The sequence below is a fragment of the Amycolatopsis sp. NPDC051071 genome (assembly GCF_040682875.1).
Classification (GTDB): domain Bacteria; phylum Actinomycetota; class Actinomycetes; order Mycobacteriales; family Pseudonocardiaceae; genus Amycolatopsis.
The window spans coordinates 22,972-46,363 of the sequence record NZ_JBFBBY010000042.1 but is presented as its reverse complement, the minus strand read 5'-3'; the positions used below and the strand labels follow the sequence as shown (position 1 = coordinate 46,363).

The 23,392-nt window shown below is 70.6% G+C and carries 25 protein-coding genes; 16 read left to right on the top strand and 9 right to left on the bottom strand.

The window, feature by feature from the left end; translation table 11 throughout:
* The 6 genes from AB0M65_RS16465 to AB0M65_RS16440 all read left to right on the top strand — a co-directional run bounded on the left by AB0M65_RS16465 (nt 1) and on the right by AB0M65_RS16440 (nt 8,298).
* Nucleotides 1-663 carry a response regulator transcription factor gene (locus tag AB0M65_RS16465; RefSeq protein WP_364027911.1) on the top strand — a complete coding sequence of 221 codons (663 nt, stop codon included), beginning with the start codon at nt 1-3 and terminating at the stop codon, nt 661-663.
* Nucleotides 660-1,934, top strand: a complete 1,275-nt coding sequence (locus AB0M65_RS16460) for a HAMP domain-containing sensor histidine kinase (RefSeq protein WP_364027908.1) — start codon at nt 660-662, stop codon at nt 1,932-1,934. The genes AB0M65_RS16465 and AB0M65_RS16460 overlap by 4 nt, the downstream gene beginning before the upstream one ends.
* A gap of 72 nt (nt 1,935-2,006) precedes the next feature.
* A complete protein-coding gene (locus AB0M65_RS16455) occupies nt 2,007-2,960 on the top strand; it encodes a MoxR family ATPase (protein WP_364027905.1) in 954 nt (317 codons plus the stop codon).
* 3 nt (nt 2,961-2,963) lie between these two features.
* Nucleotides 2,964-5,030, top strand: coding sequence for a fibronectin type III domain-containing protein (locus AB0M65_RS16450; protein ID WP_364027902.1), 2,067 nt, complete (start codon nt 2,964-2,966; stop codon nt 5,028-5,030).
* A gap of 2 nt (nt 5,031-5,032) precedes the next feature.
* A complete protein-coding gene (locus AB0M65_RS16445) occupies nt 5,033-6,205 on the top strand; it encodes a DUF58 domain-containing protein (RefSeq protein ID WP_364027899.1) in 1,173 nt (390 codons plus the stop codon).
* The gene (locus AB0M65_RS16440) at nt 6,184-8,298 is read left to right on the top strand and encodes a transglutaminaseTgpA domain-containing protein (protein ID WP_364027896.1); all 2,115 of its coding nucleotides are present in this window, start codon (nt 6,184-6,186) and stop codon (nt 8,296-8,298) included. The genes AB0M65_RS16445 and AB0M65_RS16440 overlap by 22 nt, the downstream gene beginning before the upstream one ends.
* A 1-nt stretch (nt 8,299) precedes the next feature.
* Here AB0M65_RS16440 and AB0M65_RS16435 read toward each other — a convergent pair whose 3' ends face one another.
* Entirely contained in the window at nt 8,300-9,421 is a 1,122-nt protein-coding gene (locus tag AB0M65_RS16435; protein ID WP_364027893.1) for a protein kinase, read from the bottom strand.
* A gap of 18 nt (nt 9,422-9,439) precedes the next feature.
* Complete coding sequence (locus AB0M65_RS16430) at nt 9,440-10,606, bottom strand: hypothetical protein (protein WP_364027891.1); 1,167 nt, start codon at nt 10,604-10,606, stop codon at nt 9,440-9,442.
* Nucleotides 10,607-10,764: 158 nt separating this feature from the next.
* Between AB0M65_RS16430 and AB0M65_RS16425 the strand changes: the two genes are divergently transcribed.
* Genes AB0M65_RS16425 through AB0M65_RS16415 form a run of 3 tightly spaced genes read left to right on the top strand, consistent with a single transcriptional unit; the run spans nt 10,765 to nt 12,589 of the window.
* Complete coding sequence (locus AB0M65_RS16425; protein ID WP_364027888.1) at nt 10,765-11,433, top strand: hypothetical protein; 669 nt, start codon at nt 10,765-10,767, stop codon at nt 11,431-11,433.
* Between the two features lie 5 nt (nt 11,434-11,438).
* Nucleotides 11,439-11,834 carry a hypothetical protein gene (locus AB0M65_RS16420; RefSeq protein ID WP_364027886.1) on the top strand — a complete coding sequence of 132 codons (396 nt, stop codon included), beginning with the start codon at nt 11,439-11,441 and terminating at the stop codon, nt 11,832-11,834.
* Between the two features lie 35 nt (nt 11,835-11,869).
* Nucleotides 11,870-12,589 carry a hypothetical protein gene (locus AB0M65_RS16415; protein ID WP_364027883.1) on the top strand — a complete coding sequence of 240 codons (720 nt, stop codon included), beginning with the start codon at nt 11,870-11,872 and terminating at the stop codon, nt 12,587-12,589.
* 79 nt (nt 12,590-12,668) lie between these two features.
* On the opposite strand, the gene AB0M65_RS16410 is transcribed toward AB0M65_RS16415, so the two are convergent.
* Complete coding sequence (locus AB0M65_RS16410) at nt 12,669-13,403, bottom strand: AfsR/SARP family transcriptional regulator (RefSeq protein WP_364027880.1); 735 nt, start codon at nt 13,401-13,403, stop codon at nt 12,669-12,671.
* 98 nt (nt 13,404-13,501) lie between these two features.
* Between AB0M65_RS16410 and AB0M65_RS16405 the strand changes: the two genes are divergently transcribed.
* Both AB0M65_RS16405 and AB0M65_RS16400 read left to right on the top strand, forming a co-directional pair.
* Nucleotides 13,502-14,161 (top strand): pentapeptide repeat-containing protein, encoded by a 660-nt coding sequence (locus AB0M65_RS16405; protein WP_364027877.1) that lies wholly within the window; start codon nt 13,502-13,504, stop codon nt 14,159-14,161.
* A 77-nt stretch (nt 14,162-14,238) separates the two neighbouring features.
* Nucleotides 14,239-14,586 carry a helix-turn-helix transcriptional regulator gene (locus AB0M65_RS16400; RefSeq protein WP_364027874.1) on the top strand — a complete coding sequence of 116 codons (348 nt, stop codon included), beginning with the start codon at nt 14,239-14,241 and terminating at the stop codon, nt 14,584-14,586.
* A gap of 4 nt (nt 14,587-14,590) precedes the next feature.
* Here AB0M65_RS16400 and AB0M65_RS16395 read toward each other — a convergent pair whose 3' ends face one another.
* From AB0M65_RS16395 to AB0M65_RS16385, 3 genes are read right to left on the bottom strand one after another with little or no spacing between them, the layout of a single operon-like run.
* Nucleotides 14,591-15,181: an ATP-dependent Clp protease proteolytic subunit gene (locus AB0M65_RS16395; protein ID WP_364027871.1), complete on the bottom strand. Its 591-nt coding sequence runs from the start codon at nt 15,179-15,181 to the stop codon at nt 14,591-14,593.
* The gene (locus tag AB0M65_RS16390) at nt 15,178-15,804 is read right to left on the bottom strand and encodes an ATP-dependent Clp protease proteolytic subunit (protein ID WP_364027868.1); all 627 of its coding nucleotides are present in this window, start codon (nt 15,802-15,804) and stop codon (nt 15,178-15,180) included. Before AB0M65_RS16390 ends, AB0M65_RS16395 begins: the two co-directional genes overlap by 4 nt.
* Before the next feature lie 56 nt (nt 15,805-15,860).
* A complete protein-coding gene (locus AB0M65_RS16385) occupies nt 15,861-16,019 on the bottom strand; it encodes a hypothetical protein (protein WP_364027865.1) in 159 nt (52 codons plus the stop codon).
* Nucleotides 16,020-16,127: 108 nt separating this feature from the next.
* Between AB0M65_RS16385 and AB0M65_RS16380 the strand changes: the two genes are divergently transcribed.
* On the top strand, nt 16,128-17,681 hold the full coding sequence (locus AB0M65_RS16380) for a helix-turn-helix domain-containing protein (protein WP_364027862.1): 1,554 nt from the start codon (nt 16,128-16,130) through the stop codon (nt 17,679-17,681).
* On the opposite strand, the gene AB0M65_RS16375 is transcribed toward AB0M65_RS16380, so the two are convergent.
* Genes AB0M65_RS16375 through AB0M65_RS16365 form a run of 3 tightly spaced genes read right to left on the bottom strand, consistent with a single transcriptional unit; the run spans nt 17,669 to nt 20,270 of the window.
* The gene (locus AB0M65_RS16375; protein WP_364027859.1) at nt 17,669-18,538 is read right to left on the bottom strand and encodes a polysaccharide deacetylase; all 870 of its coding nucleotides are present in this window, start codon (nt 18,536-18,538) and stop codon (nt 17,669-17,671) included. The two genes, AB0M65_RS16380 and AB0M65_RS16375, sit on opposite strands and share 13 nt — an antisense overlap.
* Nucleotides 18,535-19,662, bottom strand: coding sequence for an NADH:flavin oxidoreductase (locus AB0M65_RS16370; RefSeq protein ID WP_364027856.1), 1,128 nt, complete (start codon nt 19,660-19,662; stop codon nt 18,535-18,537). Before AB0M65_RS16370 ends, AB0M65_RS16375 begins: the two co-directional genes overlap by 4 nt.
* Nucleotides 19,659-20,270 (bottom strand): urea carboxylase-associated family protein, encoded by a 612-nt coding sequence (locus AB0M65_RS16365; protein ID WP_364027853.1) that lies wholly within the window; start codon nt 20,268-20,270, stop codon nt 19,659-19,661. Before AB0M65_RS16365 ends, AB0M65_RS16370 begins: the two co-directional genes overlap by 4 nt.
* 139 nt (nt 20,271-20,409) lie before the next feature.
* On the opposite strand from AB0M65_RS16365, the gene AB0M65_RS16360 reads away from it, so the two are divergent.
* The 4 genes from AB0M65_RS16360 (at nt 20,410) to AB0M65_RS16345 (ending at nt 23,387) form a co-directional block, all read left to right on the top strand.
* Nucleotides 20,410-20,943: a MarR family transcriptional regulator gene (locus AB0M65_RS16360; RefSeq protein ID WP_364027850.1), complete on the top strand. Its 534-nt coding sequence runs from the start codon at nt 20,410-20,412 to the stop codon at nt 20,941-20,943.
* An 80-nt stretch (nt 20,944-21,023) separates the two neighbouring features.
* The gene (locus AB0M65_RS16355) at nt 21,024-21,887 is read left to right on the top strand and encodes a hypothetical protein (protein WP_364027847.1); all 864 of its coding nucleotides are present in this window, start codon (nt 21,024-21,026) and stop codon (nt 21,885-21,887) included.
* Nucleotides 21,884-23,059 (top strand): fumarylacetoacetase, encoded by a 1,176-nt coding sequence (gene fahA, locus AB0M65_RS16350; protein WP_364027844.1) that lies wholly within the window; start codon nt 21,884-21,886, stop codon nt 23,057-23,059. The genes AB0M65_RS16355 and fahA overlap by 4 nt, the downstream gene beginning before the upstream one ends.
* A gap of 139 nt (nt 23,060-23,198) precedes the next feature.
* Entirely contained in the window at nt 23,199-23,387 is a 189-nt protein-coding gene (locus AB0M65_RS16345) for a hypothetical protein (protein WP_364027841.1), read from the top strand.
* Nucleotides 23,388-23,392 lie beyond the last annotated feature (5 nt).

The following is a 23,392-nucleotide window of genomic DNA, read 5'->3' as shown; positions in this document are numbered from 1 at the left end:
ATGAACGTACGAGTGCTGGTCGTCGAGGACGACGGAGACATCCGCCTGGCGGTCGCCACCGAGCTGCGGGCCGCTTCGTTCACGGTGGACGCCGTCGGCTCACTGGCCGCCGCTGCGAGTGCGCTCGCCACCGGCGAGACGTACGCGTGCGCGGTCTTCGACCGGATGCTGCCCGACGGCGACGCCGCGGGATTCGTCGACGAGCGCAGGCGGCGGGGCTGGGCGGTGCCGGTGCTGTTCCTGACCGCGCTGGACTCGGGTGCCGCCCGCGTCGAGGGCTTCGAACACGGCGGGGACGACTACGTGGTCAAACCGTTCGTGATGGCGGAACTGCTGGCCAGGGTGACGAACCTGTGCCGTCGGCGCGGCGGCAGGCCGCCGGTGCTGCGCCACGCCGGCCTCGAAGTGGACTTCGCGCGCTGCGAGGTCCGCCGGGGTGGCGTACTGCTTTCCCTGAGCAACCGCGAGTTCGCGATTCTCGAATACCTCGCCACCCGGCCGGGTATGGCGGTTTCGCGCGCGGACCTCATCGAACACTGCTGGGACCTCGGGAACGAGCCGATGGCGAACGTCGTCGACGCCGTGGTCAAACGCCTGCGCCACAAGCTGGGGGAGCCCGATCCGGTGGAGACGGTACGCGGGATCGGATACCGGCTCTCGTGACGGACTCCTCGACCGGCCGCCTCCGGAGGCTCCGCCGTCTGCTCACGCTGCTGTTCACCGCGATGAACGCCTTCGGCCTGGTGGTGCTGGCCTGGCTGGTCATCGAGGCCGACGCGGACCAGGGCAGGCAGCGGCTCGACAGCGATGTCCGCCAGACGTCGGCCACGCTGGCCAGGCTGATCACCGCCGGCGGCGGCACGATCGTCACCGCCTACATCGGCACCGACACCGTCGACGAGCAGTGCCCGCAGTTCGCCGTCCTCCCCGGCAGCGCGCCGCGGTTCGAGCCCTATCGCGGGAAACGCGAGTGCGTGACCGTCGACGACGCCCTGCTGAACCGGCTCGCGACCGAGGCGACCGGCCAGAACAAGTCGAAGACCGGGTACGAGACCACGGCCGAGGGCAGGTCCGTGTACGTCGCGGCCGACCCGCTCCAGGATCGCGACGGGCAGATCGTCGGCGCCGTCGTCGTGGTGGCCGACGCCGACGGCGTGCGGGCGGACCACGACCAGTGGGTGGCGCTGGTGATCGGCGGCTGCGTGCTGCTGGTGCTCGGCCTCGGCGCCGCGGGCTATTTCATCGCGGGCCGCGCCATGCGACCGGCCACCGCCGCGCTGGAGCAGCAGAAGTCGTTGCTGGACGGCGTTTCCCAGCTCCTCGACGGCGTCGTCCACGACCTCAAGACCCCGGTGGCCGGGTTGCGCGCGCTCGCCGAAACCGCGTCGCGGAACCCCGCCGAACAGGCCGAGCTGCTGCCGAGGACGATCCGTCTCGCGTCGATGATGGGCGACATCATCGACCTCTGGCCGCGACGGGCCAGGATCACCGCGGGCGTCGACGAGCTGTCCCTCGGCCCGCTCATGCTCGACCAGCTGGTCGAGACGGTCGTCGAGGACCTGCCCGCCGACGACGCGCGCATCGCCGTCACCACCGTGCCGACCCGGGTCGACGGTGACGCGACGTTGCTGCGGCGCGCGATCGCGAACCTGATCGGCAACGCGCTGAGTCACGGCCGGGCACCAGGCGAGGTCGCCGACATCGAGGTGACCGTGCTCGACGGCCGGGTGCTCATCGCCGACCGCGGCCCCGGCGTGGACCCGGAAGGGGCGGCGGCGTTGTTCGAACGGTTCGTCAGCGGCGGCGGCTCCACCGGCATCGGGCTGGCGGTCGTCAAATGGGTGGCCGACGTCCACGGCGGCACCCTGCGGGTCTACAACCGGGACGCGGGCGGGGCGATCTTCGAACTCGCCCTGCCCGTCAGCGGCCCCTGACGTCGGCGGGGACCGGTCCCGGCCCCCGCGCGGGATGCTTCCCGTCCGAAGGCGTCTTTCGGAGGGGAAACGATGAACCAGCCGGCAGCGACCGCGGTCTACCTTGCCGTCGCCGAGAACGTGCAGCGTGTGCTGCGCGGCAAACCGGACGTCGTCCGGCTGGCGATCGCTGCGCTGCTGTCCGAGGGGCATCTGCTGATCGAGGACGTGCCGGGGCTGGGGAAGACGACGCTCGCCCGCTGCCTGGCGCGCAGTGTCGGCGGGAGCTGGAACCGCATCCAGTTCACCCCCGACCTGCTGCCCGGCGACGTCACCGGAGTGATGGTCTACCACCAGAACAACGAGAAGTTCGAATTCCACCCCGGCGGCATCTTCGCGAACATCGTGCTCGCCGACGAGATCAACCGCGGCACCCCGAAAACCCAGTCGGCACTGCTCGAAGTGATGTCGGAGCGGCGCGCGACGGTCGATTCGGTGCCGCACGAGGTACCCCATCCGTTCCTGGTGATCGCCACCCAGAACCCGATCGAGATGGAGGGTACCTACCGGCTGCCCGAAGCCCAGCTGGATCGCTTCATGATGCGGATCTCGGTCGGCTATCCCGATCACGACGCCGAGGTGCGGGTGATCATGAGCGACTGCGCGCGGGTCAACCCCGACGAGCTGGCTCCGGTGGTGGACCTGGAAACCTTGCGCCGCGCCATCGATCAGGTGCGGGAGGCCTATCTCGACCCGGCGATCTGCTCGTACGCGGTCCGGCTCGCCGCCGCGACCCGTGACCACGCGTCGGTCCGCTACGGCGCGAGCCCACGCGGCAGCATCGCGCTCGTCCGTGCGGCACAAGGGATCGCGGCCACCGACGGCCGGAACTACGTGACCCCGGACGACATCAAGGCCGTCGCGAGACCGGTGCTCGCGCATCGGCTGGTGCTCACGTCCGACGCCGAACTCAACCAGCGGTCCGCCACCGAGATCGTCGGCGAGGCACTGGCCGCGACGCCGGCCCCCGCCGTCAACGCGGTCTGAGCCGTGGGTACTTCCGGACGTTTCCGCGCGCGGGTGCCGATCGCCATGATCGTGTCCGGCACCGTCGCGCTGGTGGGGATCGCGGTCACCGGCGGGGCGAAACCCCTGGTGGGCTTGGATCTGGTGCAGACCGGGCACTGGATCTACAACTCCGCGCTGGGGTCGGCGTTCCATGTCGACGGCTCCGGCAAGCAGGCCGACGCACAGGTCGCGCTGCCCGGCGCCGATCCGGGAAGCCGCGTTGTGCAAGGGCCGACGCAGGGGTACGCCGTCTCGCCGTCGAAGACCATCGAGTTCGGGAAGTCGACCCTGTCGGTCGAGAACACGACGCCGTCGCCCGCGAACGAATGGCCGGCGACCGTCGAGACCAAGGGCGGTCCGTACGCGGTGTACCGCGAATCGGGCATCGTGGTCCGGCTCGGCGAAGGTATGGTGAGGATCCCGGTCGGTGGCAGGCTCGGCGAGCCGGTGGCGACCGCCGACGGACGGCTGTGGCTGCACCAGATCGACAACGGGCTGCTGTGCGAACTCGCGCCCACCGCCGATCGCGTCTCGTGCCCGATCGCGATTCCGGGCAGGCACAAGGGATCCCTGGTGGTCACCGGCAGTGGCCCGGTATTCGTGGACAACGACGACGACACGGTGCGGGCGGTCTCCTCCGCCGGGTTCGGCGAGCCCGCGCGACTCGGGGTGGACGTGCCGGACACCGCCGTCGCGGCTTCCACCGACGTCGACGGCAAACTCGCGATCCTGGACCGGGCGGGCGCGCGGCTGCACCTGATCGGCGCCGGGGCACCGGTCACTGTTCCTTTGCCGCCAGGCGACTACGCCGGACTTGCCTCGTCCGGTTCCGTGGTCGCCTTGGTGGACAAGGGAAACCGCACGCTGCGTACGTTCGATGGGGCGGGCCGGGCGAAGGACAGCAGGCCGATTCCGGGTGGCGCGGAGCATCCGCCGGTCCGCGGCCCGGACGCACGGGTCTATGTGGACGGTGCCGACGGTTCGCATGTCCTCGTGGTCGACCAGGACGGCGCGGTCAACGAGGTGCCTGTGACAGGGCCACCGCAGCCCGCAGACAAGCCGAACCCGGTGACCCCGCCGACGCAGGAGAAGCCCGCCGATGACCCGGCCGCGCCGGTGCAGCCGAAACCGCAGCCTGTTCCGAAGCCACAGCCACAGCCACAGCCGCAGCCACAACCACAGCCGAAGCCGCAGCCGGTGGTCCCGGCGAGTCCGCCGGGTGCGCCGCGTTCGGTGACCGCGACCCCCGGAGACGGTGCCGCGACGGTCAAGTGGGGCACGGCCGCGGCCAATGGCGCGACGATCACCGGCTACCGCGTCTCCTGGGCTGGTGGTGAGAAGAGCGTCGGCGCCGGAGTGCGGACGACGTCGATCCCCGGACTGGCGAACGGCACCGCGTACGCCTTCACGGTGACCGCGGCGAACCGGGCGGGCACCGGTCCCGGCGCCACCTCGGCCGCGGTGACCCCGCGGACGAACGTCCAGCCGCCGGGCGCGCCCACCGGGCTCGCCGTCCGCATCAAGACCGGGGACACCGACGCGAACGTGACCTGGAACGCCGCCGCGGCGAACGGTTCCCCGGTCACCGCGTACCACGTGTCCTGGCGGCGCGCCGACGGTTCGGGTGCCGGTTCGGCGAAGGTGACGGGCCGGTCGCACCTCATCACCGACATCGGGATCGAGCAGCCGATCACGGTCACCGTCGTCGCCGAGAACGCGGCGGGCCGGGGCGCACCCGCGCAGGTCACGAAGCCGAGAGGGGACCAGCCCGCCGACCGGAGCATCGTCATCTCGCGGGGCGCCGACGCCAAGGCGGACCAGTGCGACCCACCCGTCTGCGGGCTGATCCACATCGTGATGACCGGTTTCACCCCCGGCAAGACGGTGTCGGTCACCTGCGTCACCGACGACGGCGTCCACGGCAGCAAGTCGAAGCAGATCGGCCCGGACGGGAAGCTGACCTTCGAGGAGTTCCCGCAAGGCACCGCCGGCCGCAACGTCTGGATCCGCGCCGACGGCGTCGAATCGAAGAAGCTGGTCTGGAAATAGCGATGCGGCTGACGAGACGCGGAACCGGGGTACTGATCGCCGCCGTGCTGTTCTACGGCGTGGGCGAACTGGCAGGCTATCCGCTGCTGCGCGTACTGGCGGGAGCCGCGGTGGGCGTACTCCTCGCCGGCGTCGCGCTGGCGATCCGGCGTCCCCGTGTCACGGCGCGCCGCGACGTCTTCCCGGACCGGGTCGAACGCGGACACCCCGCGCTGGCCCGGCTGCTGGTGGGGAATCCGGGGACCAGGCGAGAGCCGGGGTTCACCGCGCGGGAGCACGGTGAACACGGGGCCGAACTGGCCGTGACGGTCCGTTCGCTGCCGCCGGGCGGCGAGGCGACCTATCACTACGAACTGCCGACGCGGCGGCGCGGCCGGTTCACCGTCGGCCCGCTCATCCTCGAACGCGCCGATCCCTTCGGCCTGGTCCGGCGGCCGCTCCCGGCCGGGGACACCGCCACGCTGTGGGTTTATCCGAAACTGCGTCCGGTGCGCGCGCCGGCGACCGGCCACCCCCGGCACCACCACGAAGGCCCGACGACGGACGATTCACTGCACGGTTCGGCGGACCTGCGTGACGTGCGCGAGTACGTCGTCGGGGACGAAGTCCGGCACCTGCACTGGAAGGCCACCGCCCGGACCGGTCAGTTGATGGTCCGTGACTACGTCGACCCCGACCACCCCCGGTTCACCCTCCTGCTGGACACGCGGTCGAAAGTGTTGTCGGAGAACGAATTCGAAGAGGCCGTGGAGCTGGCGGCGTCGCTGGTGAACGCGGCGGCGGTGGCCGGGCACCGGTGCCGCCTGCTCACGCCGTCGGGTGAGGACCTGACCACGTTCGGCGGGGCGCAGGCGGCCCGGCGCCTGCTGGACGTCCTGTGCGAAGCAGGCCAGTATCCGGACGCGGCCCGCCCGATGATCCCGGCGGCGTTGTCCCGCAAGGGAGTCCGCGGTGGCTGTCTCGTCGTCGTCACCGGCAGGGCAGGCCCGGATCTGCGTGGGCTCTCTGTCGTCCGGCCGTATTTCTCGTCGATGTTCGTCCTCGGCGTCGGCACCCACGGGCTGGGGATGGACGGCCTCGGCGTGCACGGCGTCGACGGCGTCCCGCACGCCCGCCGGATCAGCGCGGCGGACGCGGCCGAGGCGGTGAGCCGGTGGAACGAACTGGTGTCGTGACCCCGCGTGCCGCCGACGCCGCCGTGCTCGCCGCGGCGGCCATCGGCGGGCTGCTTTTCGCGCCGGTGTTCGGTTTCACCGCGCTGCTCCCGCCGATCGGGGTGGCGGTACTGGCGGTGTTCGGGGTGACCGAACTCGGCAGGCGGTTCCCCGGCCTGGTGCCGTGGCGGCCGGTGCTCGCGCTCGCGGCCGGTCTCCTCGCGGTGATCGAGACGGTGCTGCCTGGGATCCCGGCCGGGGAAACGCTGGCGGCGCTGGCCGACGGGGCGGTCAATGGCTGGCGGCTCACCCTGCGATCGACCTGGCCCGCCCGCCCGGAACCGCGGCTGCTCTCGTTCGTGCCGCTGGCCGTCCTGCTCGCCGGGACGCTGGGGATCGAACTGTCGCACCGCCTCCGGCGGCCGTTGCTCGCGCTGGTACCGGGTCTGCTGGTCCTGGTGCTGAGCCAGGCCTACGTCGCGGTCACCGGGTTCGCCGCGGTGGCCACGGGAATCGGGTACGCGGCCATCGCCGGGCTGCTGCTGACGACCGGGCGGGGGACCGCGCTTCCCCGGCTGCTGAAGCTGATCACGCCCGGGGTCGTACTCGGCGTCGTGGGCGCGCTCGCGCTCATGGCGGCCGATCCGCTCGCCCGGCCCGCGTATTCGTTGAAGGACGACGAAGCGGTGCCGGTCACCGAAGCGTCCGTCGCGAGCCCGCTCGCCGAGATCGCCTACCGCGGCCGGAATCCGTCGCCCGAGGTTTTCCGCTACACCGGGGACACGCCGGCTTCGCGGCGCTGGCCGCTGGTCGTACTTGACCAGTTCGACGGCTCGAACTGGTCACCCGGCGGGGGTTTCCGGTGGTTGGGCGCGGAGGTGGCACCCGCCGCCGGGATCGAGGTCCCGGCCGCCCGGCACCAGGCCGTCGTCGAAGTGACCGGTTCGTCCGGGCCCTGGCTTCCCGGCCAGACGTCGCCCGCCTCGGCGACCGGCGCCGACGTCCTCGTGGACGAGGCCCGCGGCACCCTGGTCGCCGGGCAGCCGTCGCCGGGTTCTCGCTACACCCTCGGCTGGTGGGAACCCGAGATCGCCCGCGACGCCTTGGTGGGCGCGGGGACGAACCACCGGCTTCCCGGCGGTTTCGGCGGGCTGGGTGCGGTGCCGCCGTCGATCGACGAACTCGCCGACCGTGTTCTGCCCGGCCTGCGGCCGTCGTTCCAGACCGCCGTCGCACTCGAACGGTACTTCGCCGACGGCTACCGGCTCGCCACCGGCGACGACCTCCCGACCGGGCACGGCTGGCCGCAACTGCGCCGGTTCCTGCTCGACGACAAACGGGGTACCAGCGAGCAATTCGCCGCCGCGTACGTCGTACTGGCCCGCCTCAAAGGGATCCCGGCCCGGCTGGTCGTCGGCTACCGGGCGCCGGAGGCCAGGGCCGACGGTGTCCATGTGGTCCGCAACGGCGACATCATCGCGTGGCCGGAGGTCGCGGTCGACAAGGTGGGCTGGGTGCCGCTCGACCCGGCCGGGGCGGCGAAGCAGAGCGGAACCGCGGCCGCCGTCGGCGTCACCGCCGCGGTCGTGGAAGTGCGCACCCAGCTTCCGCCGGTGCTGGAGAACCCGCGGCTCCCGTCGGAAGAGTCCGAAGAGGATGGTGCGGCGGGTTCGTGGAACTGGTGGCCGACGGCGCTCGCCGTCACGATCGGCCTCGGTGCCCTGCTGGTGTTGTGGAGCGTCGGCGTCCCCGGGCTGACCGCGGTCCGGGCCTGGCGACGTCGACGCCGGGATGGCCCGGCCGCGGTCGTCGGCGCCTGGGCCGAGGCGCGGGACCGGCTCCGGGCACACGGCGTCCGGGTGACGACGGGAATGACCGTGCGGGATCTGGCCGCGTCCGCCACCGTCTTCGGCGAGCAGACCACAGTGGACGGACTGCATTCACTGGCGAGAACGGTCGACGCAGCTTTGTGGTCCGGAACCGCGCCGAACGTCGCGACCGAGGCCTGGTCCGCGGTGCGGACAGTCCGAAAAGGACTGAATCGGCGGCCGTGGCACTCGCGGCTGCGGGCGGCGATCGACCTCCGTGTCCTGTTCCCGCCGCGTGGCACCTGAGTCACCGCTTGCAGGTGGCGCCGCGGATCGGCTCGAACCGGCTTTCGTAGGTGCCCTGAGGGTTCCTGCCCTGGATCTGGAAGCAGTACCGCAGGCCCGGCCGGACGTCGACCCGCCGCTGGGTGCTTCGGTGCGCCATGATCACCTGCGGATCCGGACTGCCTTCTTCGGCGAGGATGACCGCGTAATCCAGTTCGGCGTTGGAGGTCCAGGAAAGCTCGACATGATCGCCCCGGTCGACAGGCGGCGCGAGTTCGATCCCGACCGGGGTGGGCACGGGGGCGGGGCGTGTGTTGCCTGCGGCGAAACCAAACCACAGCGCGGCGAACAGGACGCAGATCCCGGCGAGGATCACGTAACCCCGTTTGGACTTCTTGGGCGGCGGCGGTTGTTCCCGGCGGGACGGCTCCAGTACGAGGATCGGCTCGCCGGGCCGCCGGGCCGCGAACAGCTCTTCCGGATGAGCCGGACGCTTACCGGGGTCCTTGGCGAGGAGGCCGTCGACGAGCGCCACGAGGTCGTCCGGGACATCGGGCCGGGTGATCGGGGCGACGGGTCCGGTGAGCACCCGGTGGATCCGGGTGCCGGGTTCTTCACCTGCCACCGTCCTGTGTGGAGGCTCGCCGGTCAGCGCCAGATACAGAAGGGCGCCGAGACCGTACCGATCGGTGCGTTCGTCCATTGTCTCCTCACGCACGGTTTCCGGGGCGATGAACTCGAGTTCGTGCATCGGGTCATGCGGGAATCGCCGTCTGAGCGCCGTTCCGAAGTCGGCGACCACCGGTTCGCCCGTGCGCAGGAACAGGACGTTCCCCGGCGTCACCGAACCATGCACGACCCCGGCCCGGTGTGCGGCGGCCAGCGCCTTGGCGACGGTCTCGCCCAGTACGAGGACGTCCCGTAGCGGCAGGGGCCCGGCGAGGGTGCGTTCGCAGCGCTGCATCCGGAGCGCGACGCGGCCGTCGGCGAGTTCGCTGATCTTCCGCACCGGCAGTATCGAGGGGTGGTCAAGGGCCGACAGCGCGGCCTGTTCGCGCTCCAGCGCCGTCCGGGTCTCGCGGTCCAGCGACGCCGGATACACCTTGAGCACCGTGTCGCCGGGTCCCGCGATCACGGTGGCCATTCGTCCACGCTACAACAATCATGGGTGGCAGTGCGCGCCCCGGATGGGGATCGGCGTGCTTTCTTCGACCGTGCCGCCGTCGGTGATCTGCACCCGGAAGCAGTACTTCCGTCCCGGCTCGACCGGGATCCGTACGGTGCGTTGCTGCCGGACGATCGTGGTCTTCGCGTCACCGGTCTCGCCCGCGATCACGATCGCCGAAGCGAAGCCCTCCGGCGCCTGCCAGGACAACTCGACCGTCGAACCGTGGTCGACCGGTGCCGCCGGTTCGACCTTCGGCTTGGCGGATGCGGACGAGGTCGCCGGAATGGCCGGGCCGGGAAGTGCCTGCGCCGCGGTCTCCGTCGAATCCGGCAGGACGAACCACGCCGCGACGACGAGGACGGTGGCCGCGCCGATGGTCAGCGCCGGCCACCGGGACCGCTTTCGGTGAGGCTGTTCCGGGGCGATCGTCACGAGCGGGGACTGCCGCGGCTCCTCCACAACGGACTCCTCGGCGAGCCCGGCCAGTATCTCCGCGACCAGCGTGGCATCGGCCGGGCGGGCGGCAGGATCCTCGGCGAGAAGGTGCGAGGTGAGCGCGAGGAGGTCGATCGGCGCGTCCTCCCGGTGCTGGTCCTCATCCGGCGGCGAACCGGTCAGCGCGAGGTGAAGCACGACGCCGAGCCCGTAGAGATCCGAGCGCTCGTCAACGGTTTTCTCCGGGGCGAGGAGTTGGCTCCCGTGGCCAGGATCGCGGACGAACACCGGCCGGAGGGTGCGCTCGAAGTCGTTGAGCACGGGCTCGCCCGTGGCGCGGAACAAGACGTTGGCGGGAGTGAGACGGCCGTGGACGATCCCGGCTTCGTGCGCCGCCGCGAGGGTCGTCGCGATCGCCGAACCGAGGACGAGGACGTCGGCGATCGGGAGCGGTCCCATGGCCTCGATCAGATCCTGAAGTGATCCCGTGCAGAGCTCACTTCGCAACGCGCACCGGCCGTCGGACAGCTCCTCGACGGCGTCCGGCACCAGGATCTGGCCGTCCAGCGCGGAAAGCCGCTCCAGCTCGCGGTCCAGTCGCGAGCGAGTGCGCTGGTACAGCCTGCCGGGGAACACCTTCAGCACGACGTCGCCGTCGGCGGACGGCACCGCGAAGACCTCACCTGCCGATCCACCGCCGAGCAGTTGCCCGTCTTCCGGTCGCATCGTCCCAGAATAGGCCCGGAACCGGGAATCGTGGTGCCGGTGACCGTTTCCTGACACGGTCCGAAGCGAATGAACCGCCGATGTACCGGCACTGAACCGGCTCACCCCAAGCTGCTCGGCAACACCGTACGACGGCACGGATCAGCGAGGTGGGACGGATGAAGCAGAAGAACAATTTCCGGCGGGCAGCCGTCTACGGCGTCGCCGGGCTCGCGACCGCGGCCATCGGCGCCAGCACCGCGAACGCGCTGGTGAACGACAAACCCGACGAAAAACCGGTCCAGGACGCCGCGCAGGCGGCACCGCAACAGGCACCGGTGCCTGTTGCGGCACCGCGGACCAAGGCGACGGCACCCGCCACGCCCGCGTCACGTGCCGCGCCTGCCGCGCCTGCCGCACGTGCCGCACCTGTCGTACCTGCCGCGCCGGCGCGCATCGCGTCGCCTCCGGCGGTGAAAGCCGTCCTGCCCGTCCGGGCACCGGTCGTCAAACAGCCGGTGAAACCCGCGCGGACGGTCAAAAAGGTGTCCCCTTCCGTGCCGGTGGTGAAGAAGGCCGTCACGCCGAAACTCTCCGGTGTCCTGCCGGAGAAGCGGTTCATCGTCCGGGCGGCCGCTGTCGCACCGGCGTCGATGACGTCTCCGCGTGGGATCCGGAAGCAGGTCCAGGACGCGGTCGAGAAGGTGGAGCGGGCGGACAAACTGCTGGAGAAGGCCAGGGCCGACCTCAAGAAGGCCAAGGGCGAGCTGGAGAAACTCCGCGAGAGCCTCGAGAAGCCGAAGGACCACGACCGGCCGTTCAAGATCATGACCGGGCACCAGGACTGAGTGCCGTGGCCACCACTCTCGCCGAACGTCCCGCGCTGTCGATGCGGTCCGCGTTCCGGAAGTTCGCCGCGTCCCGCGTCCCCGCGCTTCCGCGGTATCTGGTGATCCCGGAGGAGGTCTGGTCCGGCCAGTCACCGTCCACTTCGGACGCCGAGGTCGTCGAGCGGGCCGAGTACGACTACTACCTGGAGCACGAGGACAAGGTGCCCAGCCGGTCCGCGGTCACCGGAATGGGCGGCGGCACCGCGTCGCTGGTCTTCGGGGTGACCACCGGCCTGCTCATCGCCACCCCCGCCGGGATCGCCGTCGGTGTCGCCGCCGGGATCTTCGGCGGGCTCATGGGGCGCTCGCTGGCCGAAGAGTTCTACGAACGCCACTACGAAGACGAAACCCGGCCGTGACCGTCACGGCGAAAAACGAGAAATCGAGGTATCCCATGGACTTCAAACGTGCGGGCGTGATCGGTGTCGCCGGTCTGACGACCGCCGCCGTCGGCGCGTGGACCTTCGGCGCCTTCGACAGCGCCGACGAACCCACCGCGGCCGCCACTCCGGCACCCGCCGCGGCGGCTGCCCCGAAACAAGCCGTCACTCCGCCTGTCCAGAAGCCCGCCTCACCTGCCGCGGTCGCCGCCGTCCCGGCCGCGAAACCGGTCCAGGTGAAGAAGGTGGCGCACGTCAACCACGCCGTGGCTCCGGTGAAGAAGAAGGCGCAGCACCAGAAGGCGCGCACCCCGATGGTCAAGACGGCGGTCGCCAAGGAACAGATCCGGCTCGTGCCGCGGGTGATCGTCGTCGAGGAGCCCGCCCCGGCCGTTCCGCCCGCGGTGAACCCGATCGTCGATTCGGTCAGGAAGGCCCACGGCTCGCTGGACAAGGCCAAGAAACTCGTCGAGCAGGCGCGGGAAGAGGTCAAGAAGGCCAAGGGGGAGCTGGACAAGGCGAAAGACGAGCTGCGGAAGCTCAAGACCCACAAGCCTCTTCCAGTGCACAAGCCTCTTCCAGTGCACAAGCCTCTTCCAGTGAACAAGCCGCTTCCGGGGAAGAAGCCCGCCTCCGTGGACAGCATTGGGCTCAAACCCGGCCAGTCCAGGACCGTCACGGTGAAGGCCCCCGACGGCTCTTCCTGGTCCAGCGCCACTGTCAGCGTGAAGTAGCCCTCCGGGATGCTATGAACGGCCCGTTACTTGCAAAATTCGCGAGTAACGAGTCGTTCATAGCATCCTCGGGGAGGAGTCAGGCGCACCCGCGAAGAGCGTCGTGATGGGCGCCCGCCAGTGCCGCACCCGGCTCGACGCCGAGTTCCCGCACGATGACCGACCGGGCGCGGCGATAGGCGGCGAGGGCCTCGCCGCGCCGTCCGGTTTTGGTGAGGACCTGGATCAGCTTGGCCCAGGCGTGTTCCCGTAGCGGGTCTTCGTCAAGAAGCCCGTGCAGCAGCGTGATCGCCTCCAGATCCCGGCCTGCCCGGTGCTGGGCCTCGGCGAGATCTTCGCGCAACTGCGCGTGAAGCCGGTCCAAACGTGCGATCTCCACACTCGCTTCCGGTGTCCGCAACCCTTCGAAAGGCCTGCCCCGCCACAGATCCAGCGCGTCCACGAGTACTTCGGCCGCCCGCTCGAACTCGCCGTCGCGGAGTGCCCGGCGTGCCTCGGCGGATGCCGCGTCGGCGTGATCGATGTCGACCTCGCCGCGTGCCACGTGCACCCGGTACGCGCCCGGCCTGCTCTCGATGCGGGTCTCGGGCAGCGCCCGGCGCAGCCCGCAGATATAGGACTTCAGATTGCCCGCGGCCGACGCCGGGGCGGCACGATCGTGCCAGGTCGCGTCGATCAACTTGTCGACACCGACCCAGCGGCCGCGGTCCAGCAGCAGCGCGGCCAGTACCGTCGTCGGCTTGCCCGGTTTGATGGCGAGTGACGGACCTCCCGGTGCCTGGGCTTCGAGCGGTCCGAGGAGCTGGAACAGCATCCGGCTTCCCCCTATGGCGTGCTTGTGCGGTTCGAAGGCAAGCGTGCCGAAGGGGCTATGAGGATTGGATGACAGTTCGCCTGAGGTACGGTCCGGCCATGGAGTTCCGGGTTTTCGGCGACGTCAAGGTACGGCGGCCTTCGGTCGAACGGGACGGGCTCCCGAGCGAACCGGCCTCGTTCCAGGGTGACTTCGACTTCGACTCCGTCCACCTCGACGGCGGCGACCAGAGCGAGGCCCGAGGGGGAGGGGAGATCGCGCGCTCCGTGGTCTCGGACGTGGGCATGGCGAACGCCCGCCTCGACAGGCTGGCGCTGTCCGACGTGATCGTCGAAGGTGTGGATCTGTCCAACGCGGCGATCCGCGAACTGACGGCGCGGCGTGTCGAAATCCTTCGTTGCCGGGCGATCGGGCTGGGCATGGCGATCGCCTCCGCCACCGACTTGTACGTCGAGAACGGGCAGTTCGACTACGCGTCGATCGTCGTCGAACGGGTGAAGGGCGCGGTCGTGTTCTCCGGCTGTTCGTTCCGGGAGACGGTGTTTTCGGGCGACCTTTCCCGGTTGACCTTTGTGGACTGTCAGTTCACCGGCACCGAATTCGCGGCGACCGGCGCGGCAGGCTGCGATCTCCGCGCCTCGAGGCTTTCCGGCGTCCGAGGCCTGCTGACCCTGCGCGGCGCGAGGATCACGAGCGAACAGGCCGTCTCGGTCGCGGGGATCATCGCGGCCGAGAGCGGCCTGTCGGTCCAGGGATGACCCGAGCCGACCCGCGGTGTTTTCGCCTTGAGCGGAACACCGTACGCGGGCACCGGCCCGGCTGTCAGGATGACCGTATGGCGGACATCCTCCCTTTCCACCAGAAGCGCCGAAAGCACGCGGAGCCTGAACCCGAGCCGCTGTGGCGTGAGGTGCTGGGTCAGAGCCTGCGCGCGGCGAGGGAGGAACAGGGCGGCCGGCTCGTCGACGTCGCGGAGCGGGCCGGGATCTCGCCGCAGTACCTGTCGGAGATCGAACGCGGCCGCAAGGAACCGTCCAGCGAGATGATCGCCGCGGTCACCGGCGCACTCGGTGTCGACCTGGCGGATCTGCTCGTCGGCATCGCGGGCACGGTCCGGCGGCTCCATGGCACGAGTCTCGCGGTGGGCCGCCGTCCGGCGGGACCCGTGCTCATGGCCGCGTGAGGGGTCACCCCCGTTCGTCGAGGACGCGGTCCGCGAGCCCGTAGGCGACGGCGCCCGCCGCGTCGAACACGCGGTCCCGGTCGGTGTCGTGCCGTAGATCCGTGACGGCGCGGCCGGTGTGCGCCGAAAGGATGTCCTCCAGCTGCGTACGCACTCGCACGACCTCGTCGGCCTGAAGGATCAGGTCCGGGATGGTGCCGCGGCCCTGCGCGGCGGGCTGGTGCAGCACCACGCGGGTGTGGGGCAGCACGAACCGGCTCCCGGCCGCGCCCGCGGCCAGCAGGATCGCGCCCGCCGCGACGGCCTGCCCGACGCAGGTCGTCGCCACCGGCGCCTTGATGAACTTCATCGTGTCGTACAACGCGAGCATCGCGGACGGGTCGCCGCCTTCGGAGTTGATGTAGAGGTTGATCTCCTGCTCCGGGTTGTCCGCCTCCAGGTACAGCAGCTGGGTGATCAGCGCGTTCGCCACGCCGGAGTCGATCGCGGTCCCGAGGTAGATGATCCGTTCCGACAGCAGATGCGAGTAGACGTCCATGATCCGCTCGCCGCCGGGACTGCGGGTGATGACGTTGGGGATGGTGTAGGTGCTCACGCGCCGACACTCCTTTCCGAGCCGAGGCCGAGTTTGTGGGTGCGTACGGGGACGACCTGGTCGAGGGTTTCGACGATGTGGTCGATGAAGCCGTACTCGCGCGCCTGCTCGGTGGTGAACCAGCGGTCGTGCAGGGAGTCGGCGAAGATCCGGTCGATCGGCTGGCCGGTGTCGTCGGAGATGAGCCCGAGCACCGTGTCCCGTGTGTAGCGCAGGTCGTCCGCCTGCACCTCGACCTCGACGGCGGAACCACCGATGCCGGCCGAGCCCTGGTGCATCAGGATCCTCGCGTGCGGGAGGGCGAAGCGTTTGCCCGGAGTCCCGGCGGAGAGCAGGAACTGCCCGGCACTGCACGCGAGTCCCAACGCGAGCGTGGCGACGTCACAGGGCACGAGCCGCATCACGTCGCGGATGGCCAGCATCGAGGGGACCGAGCCGCCCGGCGAATGGATCCACAACGCGATGTCCTTGTGGGGATCCTCGCTCGCCAGTGACAGCAGCTGGGTGGTGAGTACCGTGCCGTTGTCGTCGTCGAGAGCGCCGTCGAGGACGAGCACGCGCTGGCTGAAGAACCGTTCCCGGAGCCGTTGATCGAACAGGGGTTGCTTCTCGTAGTCGGTCATGCCCCGACCATGCCGCCGCCCCGGCCCCGTCCGCCGGTTTCTCTGCTGTGAGCAGATCAGCCCACAGCAGTACGCCGCCGGACCGGGATGAACCAGACGACCCCCGCCACGACGATCGTGAACACCAGGGCGAGGAGATCGAGGGTGAGCCCCGGCTGCGGTGCGCGGCCGAGGTACTCGTGTTCGTCGTCGGAAAGGGACAGCAGCAGCACCATCAGGAACGTTGGCGGTCACGCTAGAGCTGGGACTATGACAAAGCGATGACGCGACCTGGCTGGCCGATCCTCCAGGCAGGCATTCGACAGCTGGATATATTCACAGCCATGCTCAGCTTGGAAACGCTGCTCGCGGACCCGGATCTCGAACTGCGGGTCGTCGTGCCCGGCCGCGACGGGGCGCTGGCCGGACAGGTCCTGTGGGTGCACAACACCGAGCTGCCCGACCCCGCGCCGTACGTGCGTGAGCGTGAAGTCGTGCTGACCAACGGCCTGTGGCTCGATCGCACCGATCCGGCCGATTTCGTCGAGCGCGTGCTCGGGGCGGGCGCGGCGGGGATCATCTTCGGCTTGCGGGTCGAGCAGCGCGAAACCCCGGCGGCGCTGGCGGACGCTTGCCGCGAGGCCGGGTTGCCGCTGCTGGAGATCTCGGTGGCGGTGCCGTTCACGGCGGTCACCAGGGCGGCCGCCGCGATCCAGGCCAGGGGCAGGCAGAACGCGCTGATGTCGCTGGTGCGCCGGGGAGACGAGCTGACCTCGGCGCTGTCGAGGGGCGCGGGTGCTTCCGGGGTGCTGGCGGTGCTTCGCGGCGAGCACGAGCTACCGCTGGCGGTGGTCGACCGGATGGGCCGGGAGCTGGCGTCCTCGGGCGCGGACCTGGACGCCGGGCAGCTCCGGGCCGCGGCGGAGGCGCTGGCCGGACATCCACCGCCGCTGGAGGCGGAGCTGGGCGCGGGGGTGCGCGCGGCACTGTTCCCGGTCGGCGCGATCGGCGAAGCGGACGCCGCCCTGCTGTGCCTGCGGCCGGCGGCCGAGCTGACGCAAGAGGAGCGGGACGCGCTGGACCAGACCGCCCGCTACCTCAGCCTGGAGGTGGCGCGGCATCAGGCGGTGCAGGCCATCGAGATGCGGTTCGCCGTCGAGCTGCTGGACATGGTGCTCTCCGGCGCGCAGCGTGCCGCCGAGGTGCCCGGCAGGCTGCGTGCGTTCGGGGTCGATCCGGACGGGCCGCTGGCGGTGTTCGCGCTGGCGTTCGCGGGGGACGACGACGTGGCGACCCTGCCGGGAATGGCCGAGGCCGTGACGGATTTCCTGCTGGCGGAAGGCTTGCCCGCGGTCGTGGCGGCGGGCAGCAGGGACGTGGTCGCCGTGCTGTCCTGGCGCGCGGGGACACCGTCGCTCGCACCCCGGCTGGCGGCGGCGGTCTCGCACCGGTTCGGCGGCGGGCGGGTGGTCGTCGGGCTCGCCGATCCCGTGTCCGGCGCGGCCGGACTGCGCACCCCGTTGCTGCGCAGTCGTGAGGCCTGCCGCGCGCTCCGCGGCAGGCGCGGCGGGCCGGTGGCCGCCACCTTCGCCGAACTGGGCAGCTATCGGCTGCTGCTGGAGTCGCACGACGAGCAGTGGCGGCGTACGTTCGCCGACGCCCTGCTCGGCCCGCTGCGCGAGCACGACAACGCCCGCGACGGCGAACTGGAGGCGACCCTGCGGGCATTCCTCGACCACGACGGCCAGTGGGCCGCTACCGCCGCCGCCCTGTATGTGCACGTCAACACCTTGCGGAATCGCCTGGCCAAGGTCACCGAGCTGACCGGCCGCGATGTCGGGCGCACCGCGGACCGGGTCGACCTCTTCCTCGCGCTGGAAGCGGCTCAGTCCGGATAGACCGCCGGATCGACTTCGAGTGGCCGCAACGGTTCGGCGGGTAGTTCCGGATCGGTCAGTGCCGCGGCCGCGACGTCGCGGCACCGCGCGAACCGGACGTCGCCGAGGCCGAGCCCGAACTCGATGAGCTCACGCACCGCGGCCAGCCGCCCCGGCCTGCCCGACAGGAACGGGTGCAGGCACAGGTTGAACAGGCACCGGTAGCGGCGCATCGCGTCCAGTTCGGCGCGCCACATCTCCAGAACCCGGGCCGGGGAGTTGATCACCGCGCCGATCTCGGGCGCGGGAAGGAACGCGTACTGCTCCCAGTCGTCGAGCGACCAGTGCACCGGCAGTTCGGCGATCCGGCCGGCGTAGGTCTCGATCAGGTAGGGGCGGTCGTCGGCCATCAGCGACGAGTCGTAGCTCAGGCCGTACTCGGCGACCAGCCCCGGAGTGTCCCAAGTGGACTCCCAGCCCGCCGCGCGATGCCCGCTGATCTCGATGCCCTGACTCGCGAAGACCGCCATGCCGCGTTCGAAATCGGCCCGCTGTTCGGCCACGGTCATCGAGGTCGGCGGGCGGTGACTGTAGGAATGGTGGGCGACCTCGTGCCCGCGTTCGACGATCGCGGCCGCCAGACCGGGCCGCTGTTCGGCGACCCAGCCCGGCACGAAGAACGTCGCGGGCACGGCCAGTTCGTCGAGCAGGCCGAGGATGCGCGGCACGCCGACCCTCGGCCCGTACGCCTGATGCGACATGGTCGAGAGGTGGTCGGCGTACCCGCGTCCGCGGGCGAGGATCGGCGACTCCGCGTCCACGTCGAAGGTCAGGGTCGCGACCGCGGCCGCGCCGCCGTGCCAGCTTGTTTCCGTCACGACCGCAGGCTCTCACGCCACCGGCGCGCGTTCGCCACCGTGACCATCGGACTGACCATCGCCCGGTCGAATTCGGCGAGTGGCTCTTCGGCGGCGACCCGGGCAGGCAGGTCCGGGTTGGCCAGCGCGCCGTGCCCGAGCGAGAGCACGTCGGCGTGCCCGCCGGACAGGACTTCACGAGCCTGGGCGAGGTCGTGCATCCCGCCGTTGGCGATCACCGGAAGGCCGGTGACCTCCCTGGCGAGAGCGGTGATGGTGCTGCCGTCGTCCAGCTTCGCCGTCTCCAGCCAGTTACGGCCTTCGCTCGCGATGTGCAGGAAGTCCGCACCCGCGTCGGCGACCGCCGCGAAGATCACCTCGGCGTCGGCGCGGCCACCCGGCCAGCGGTAGGTGAAGTCGTTGACCTTGGTCTGCGACAACCGGACGCCGGTCAGCAGATCCGGCACGGCCTCGGCGACGGCGGTCACGACCCGGGCGGTCAGCCGGATCCGGTCCGCGACCGATCCGCCGTACTCGTCGGTGCGCCGGTTCGTGTAGTCGGTGAGGAACTGGTCGAGAAGGTAGCCGTTGGCGCCGTGCACCTCGACGCCGTCGAACCCGGCCTGGCGGGCGCGTTCGGCCGCGGCGGCGAAGCCTGCGACGACGTCGTCGATTTCGGCGGTCGTCAGCTCCTTGGGCGCGGGCCACGGCCCGGAACCGCCGTACGCGGGCATCATCTCCCGGCGCGGCTGGACAGCCGAAGGACCCACGTTGTGGCTTTGGTGCGGATTGCCCTGGGAGATCGCACCCGCGTGCATGAGCTGGGCGATCATCCGGCCGCCCGCCGCGCGGACCCCGGCGGTGACCACACGCCAGCCCGCGACATGCTCTTCGCGCGCCAGGCCCGGCTGGTTGAGATACCCCTGGCTGGCCGCCGTGTCGGTGTAGGTGCCCTCGCTGATCACCAGGCCGAACCCGCCGCGGGCGTATTCGGCGTAGTAGTCGGCCATTTCGCCGGTGGGCGTGCCGTCGGGCTGGGCGGACACGCGAGTCATGGGCGCGACGGCGTAGCGATTGCGCAACGCGAGCGCGCCGAGTGCGACCGGCGTCAGCGCGGGGTGGGTGTGCTCGATGGTGGTGGTCATGACGTGGTTCCTCCATTGTGGACGATTTCGATGGCGAGCGGGGAGAGGCGGACGTCGCTGATCCGCACGAGGTCCTGCGGGCAGGCGGAGACCACGACCACGCAGTCCAGTTCGGCCCGGAAGGTGATCGCGTCACCGGCCCGCGACGACGCGGTCAGCCAGCTCAGCCGCCCGTCCTGGCCGACCGGGATGCGCATGAAGACGTTGATCGGCTGCGGGATCGGGCCCGCGAAACTCAAGTCGAGAGCGGCCAGTGCCTCACGCAGGTTGACCGCGCAGGACCGGTGATCCGGCGCGCCCAAGGCCGCGTACCGGGCCGGGTCGCAGGCCGGGATGAGCATGTCGTGCTCACCGGGGGAGGTGTCCTCGGTCAGGGTCAGGATGGGGCGGCGTCGGTCGGTCATGAAGAACTCGCCGACGGCGGGGAACAACCTGTCGACGGCGGCGCGGGTATGCGCGACACTGTGCTGCTCGGTGAAGTCCCCGGTGAAGGCGAACACGTCGCCCACCTGGCCGCCGTCGACGTCGATCACCCGCACCAGTTCCCCGGCCGCGACCCGCACGGCGCGGCCGGTGCCCGGCGGCACTTCGGTCTTGGTCGTTTTCATGCCTTAAGCAAACCGTGCCCGGCAGGGGCTTCGCCATGGAGAAACCTCCATGATCCGAGTAGCGAGCTGGATGTATCTCCATCAGCGCAAACTAGTTTCGACTTTGACCATTTTCGGAATGCGGGGTTAGGGTGCGGCGATGGAAGACGTGGACGCGGCCGGGCTCGACTTCTGGTCGTTCGTGGCGCTGGCCAACCGGCGGCTCGCGCGGGAGTACGGCTTCCGTCACCAGCTCGCGACCGAGGTGCTGCTGACCCTCAACCGGGCCTCCGACCTGGTGACCTACGACCTCGAAACCGCGGTGCACCGGCCACGCGGCCGGTCGTGGTCGGCGTTCCGGCTGCTGTTCGTCGTCTGGCTCGCCGGCCCGCTCGAACCGACGAGCGCGGCAAGGCTGACCGGGATGAGCCGGGCGGCGGTGTCGAACCTGGTCAAGACACTCGTCACGGACGGACTGCTCCACCGGGCCCCGGACGAGCGTGACGGCCGCTCGGTGCGGCTGTCGCTGACCGAGGCGGGGCAGGAGGAGATGGTCTCGGTCTTCCGCGAGCACAACGAGCGTGAATTCGGCTGGACGAACGCGCTGACCGAGACCGAACAACGCATCCTCGTGATGCTGCTGGGGAAGCTGATCACCAGCCGCGCGGAGTTCGGCACCCGCAGCCGTAAGTAGCCCTTCCCGTCCACCGGAGGACCGGACTACCCTGCTCGACGGGTAGTAAAAGTGTGAACTAAATCGGCGAGGAGGAGACCATGGCGGAGGACGGCCTGGACCACGCGGGTGATCGCATTCCCTCGCTCTTCGCCGGACTGTGTGACGACGCCGCGGTGTTCCCGCCGGGTCTGGCGCCACTGCCGGACGCCGTCGTGGCGCACGACGAGTACGTCTCCGCTTGGTACGCGAACCTCGTCGGACCGCTGGTCGTCGCCGCGACCGCACTCGACGACCTCGCCGAAGTGCTGGCGGGGCGGGAAGTCCCGCTCCGGATCGCGGTGACGCTGCCGGGCGGTCCCGCTCAGCTCGACGGTGTCATCGAGGCCGTCGCCGCCCTGCCGGTGGAACTCGACGCGCTCGAGATCGCGGTGCCGGACGGGATGGGCCCGGACGAAGTGCTCGCCGCGCTTTCCGGTGCCACCGCCCCGGTATTCGTCGAGATCCCGCGTGACGACCGGCGCGTCCCGCTCCTGAACGCCCTCGCCGGCACCGGCCATCGCGCGAAGTTCCGTACCGGTGGTGTCCGCGCCGATCTGTACCCCGACGAAGCCGAACTCGCCGCCGCGGTCCGGGCCGCGGCCGGCGCGGGTGTCCCGTTCAAGGCCACGGCCGGGCTGCACCACGCGCTCCGCAACACCGACCCGGCGACCGGGTTCGAACAGCACGGCTTCCTGAACCTGCTGCTCGCCACCGACGCCGTCCTCCAGTCCGACGGTGACCCCGAAACCTTCCTGGCCGAACGGGACGGCGCCGTCGTCGCCGGGCGGCTGCGGGCGCTGGACGCGGACCGCGTCGCCGCCGCACGGGCGGCCTTCACCTCGTTCGGTACGTGCAGCATCACCGACCCCCTGACCGAGCTGGCCGGACTCGGCCTGCTCGAAGCTCCCCGAGGAGAGGCATGACCACGATCGACATCCCCGCCGGTTCGTTGTTCGGCGTTGAAAACCTGCCCTACGGCGTGTTCTCCGTCGACGGCGGCTCGCCGCGTGTCGGCGTCCGCGTCGGCGACTCGGTCCTCGACCTGGCCGCCGCGCTCGGCGACGCCGTATTCGCCGCGCCGTCGCTGAACCCGTTCATGGCGCAGGGATACGACCGCTGGGTGGCGGTCAGGGAGCGGATCCGCGAGCTGGTCTCCGGCGAGATCCCCGACGGCGCGGTGCATCCCGTCGGCCGGGTGAGGACGCAGCTGCCGATCGAGGTCGCGGACTACGTCGACTTCTACGCCTCCGAGCACCACGCCTCGAATGTCGGCAGGCTGTTCCGTCCGGACGCGGAACCGTTGCTGCCCAACTGGAAGCATCTCCCGGTGGGCTACCACGGCCGGTCCGGCACGGTGCTGGTCTCCGGTACGGACATCGTGCGCCCGAGCGGCCAGCGCAAGACCCCGGCCGACGCCGCGCCGGTGTTCGGGCCGAGTACGCGGCTCGACATCGAAGCGGAACTCGGGTTCGTCGTCGGTGCGGGCACCCCGCTGAACACCCCGATCAGCCCGGACGACTTCCCCCGCCATGTGTTCGGCGCTGTCCTGCTCAACGACTGGTCGGCCCGCGACATCCAGGCGTGGGAATACGTTCCGCTGGGACCGCACCTCGGCAAGAGCTTCGCGACGTCGATCTCCCCGTGGGTCGTGCCGATCCTGGCACTGGAGGCCGCGCGGGTCCCGCTGCCCGGCCAGGACAACCCGCTTCCGCTGCCGTATCTCAAGGAGAGCAAGCCGTGGGGCCTCGACATCGACCTGGTCGTCGAATGGAACGGCGAGGAGGTCAGCCGCCCGCCGTTCCGCGAGATGTACTGGTCCCCGGCGCAGATGCTGGCGCATCTGACGATCAACGGCGCGTCGTCGCGCACCGGTGACCTCTACGGCTCCGGCACCATCTCCGGCCCGGAGAAGCATCAGCGCGGCGCCTTCCTCGAATTGTCGTGGGGCGGCAAGGAACCGCTCACGGTCAAGGGGGAGGAGCGCACCTTCCTGCTGGACGGGGACGAGGTCGTGATCACCGGCTCCGCGCCCGGTGCGGGCGGCGAGCGGATCGGCTTCGGCGAGGTGCGGGGCCGCGTGCTCCCGGCGGGCTGAGCCCGGTAGACGGACTTCCCCGGCAGTGTTGCTGTTGCGGTCCGCGACCGCAACAGGAAACCACTGTCGTGGCACAGCCTTCGGACGAGATCCTGGATGAGCCGGACCTCCCGGCCTCACTCTCTGAAGGCGGACACACGTGAAACTCATAGTCAGCGCGTCCGGCTTGGCCAAGTTCTTGTTCTGGCTCGTGGCGATCGTCATCGTGTTCGGTTTCGTCGTCGGCGCGGACAGCGCCGGCGACGGACGGCCGGCGATGTCCGATCGGCGTGTCGCTGTGCAGTCGAGTCTCGGACAGGGTCACTACACCGGTCCTTCCCTTCGATAGCCGCA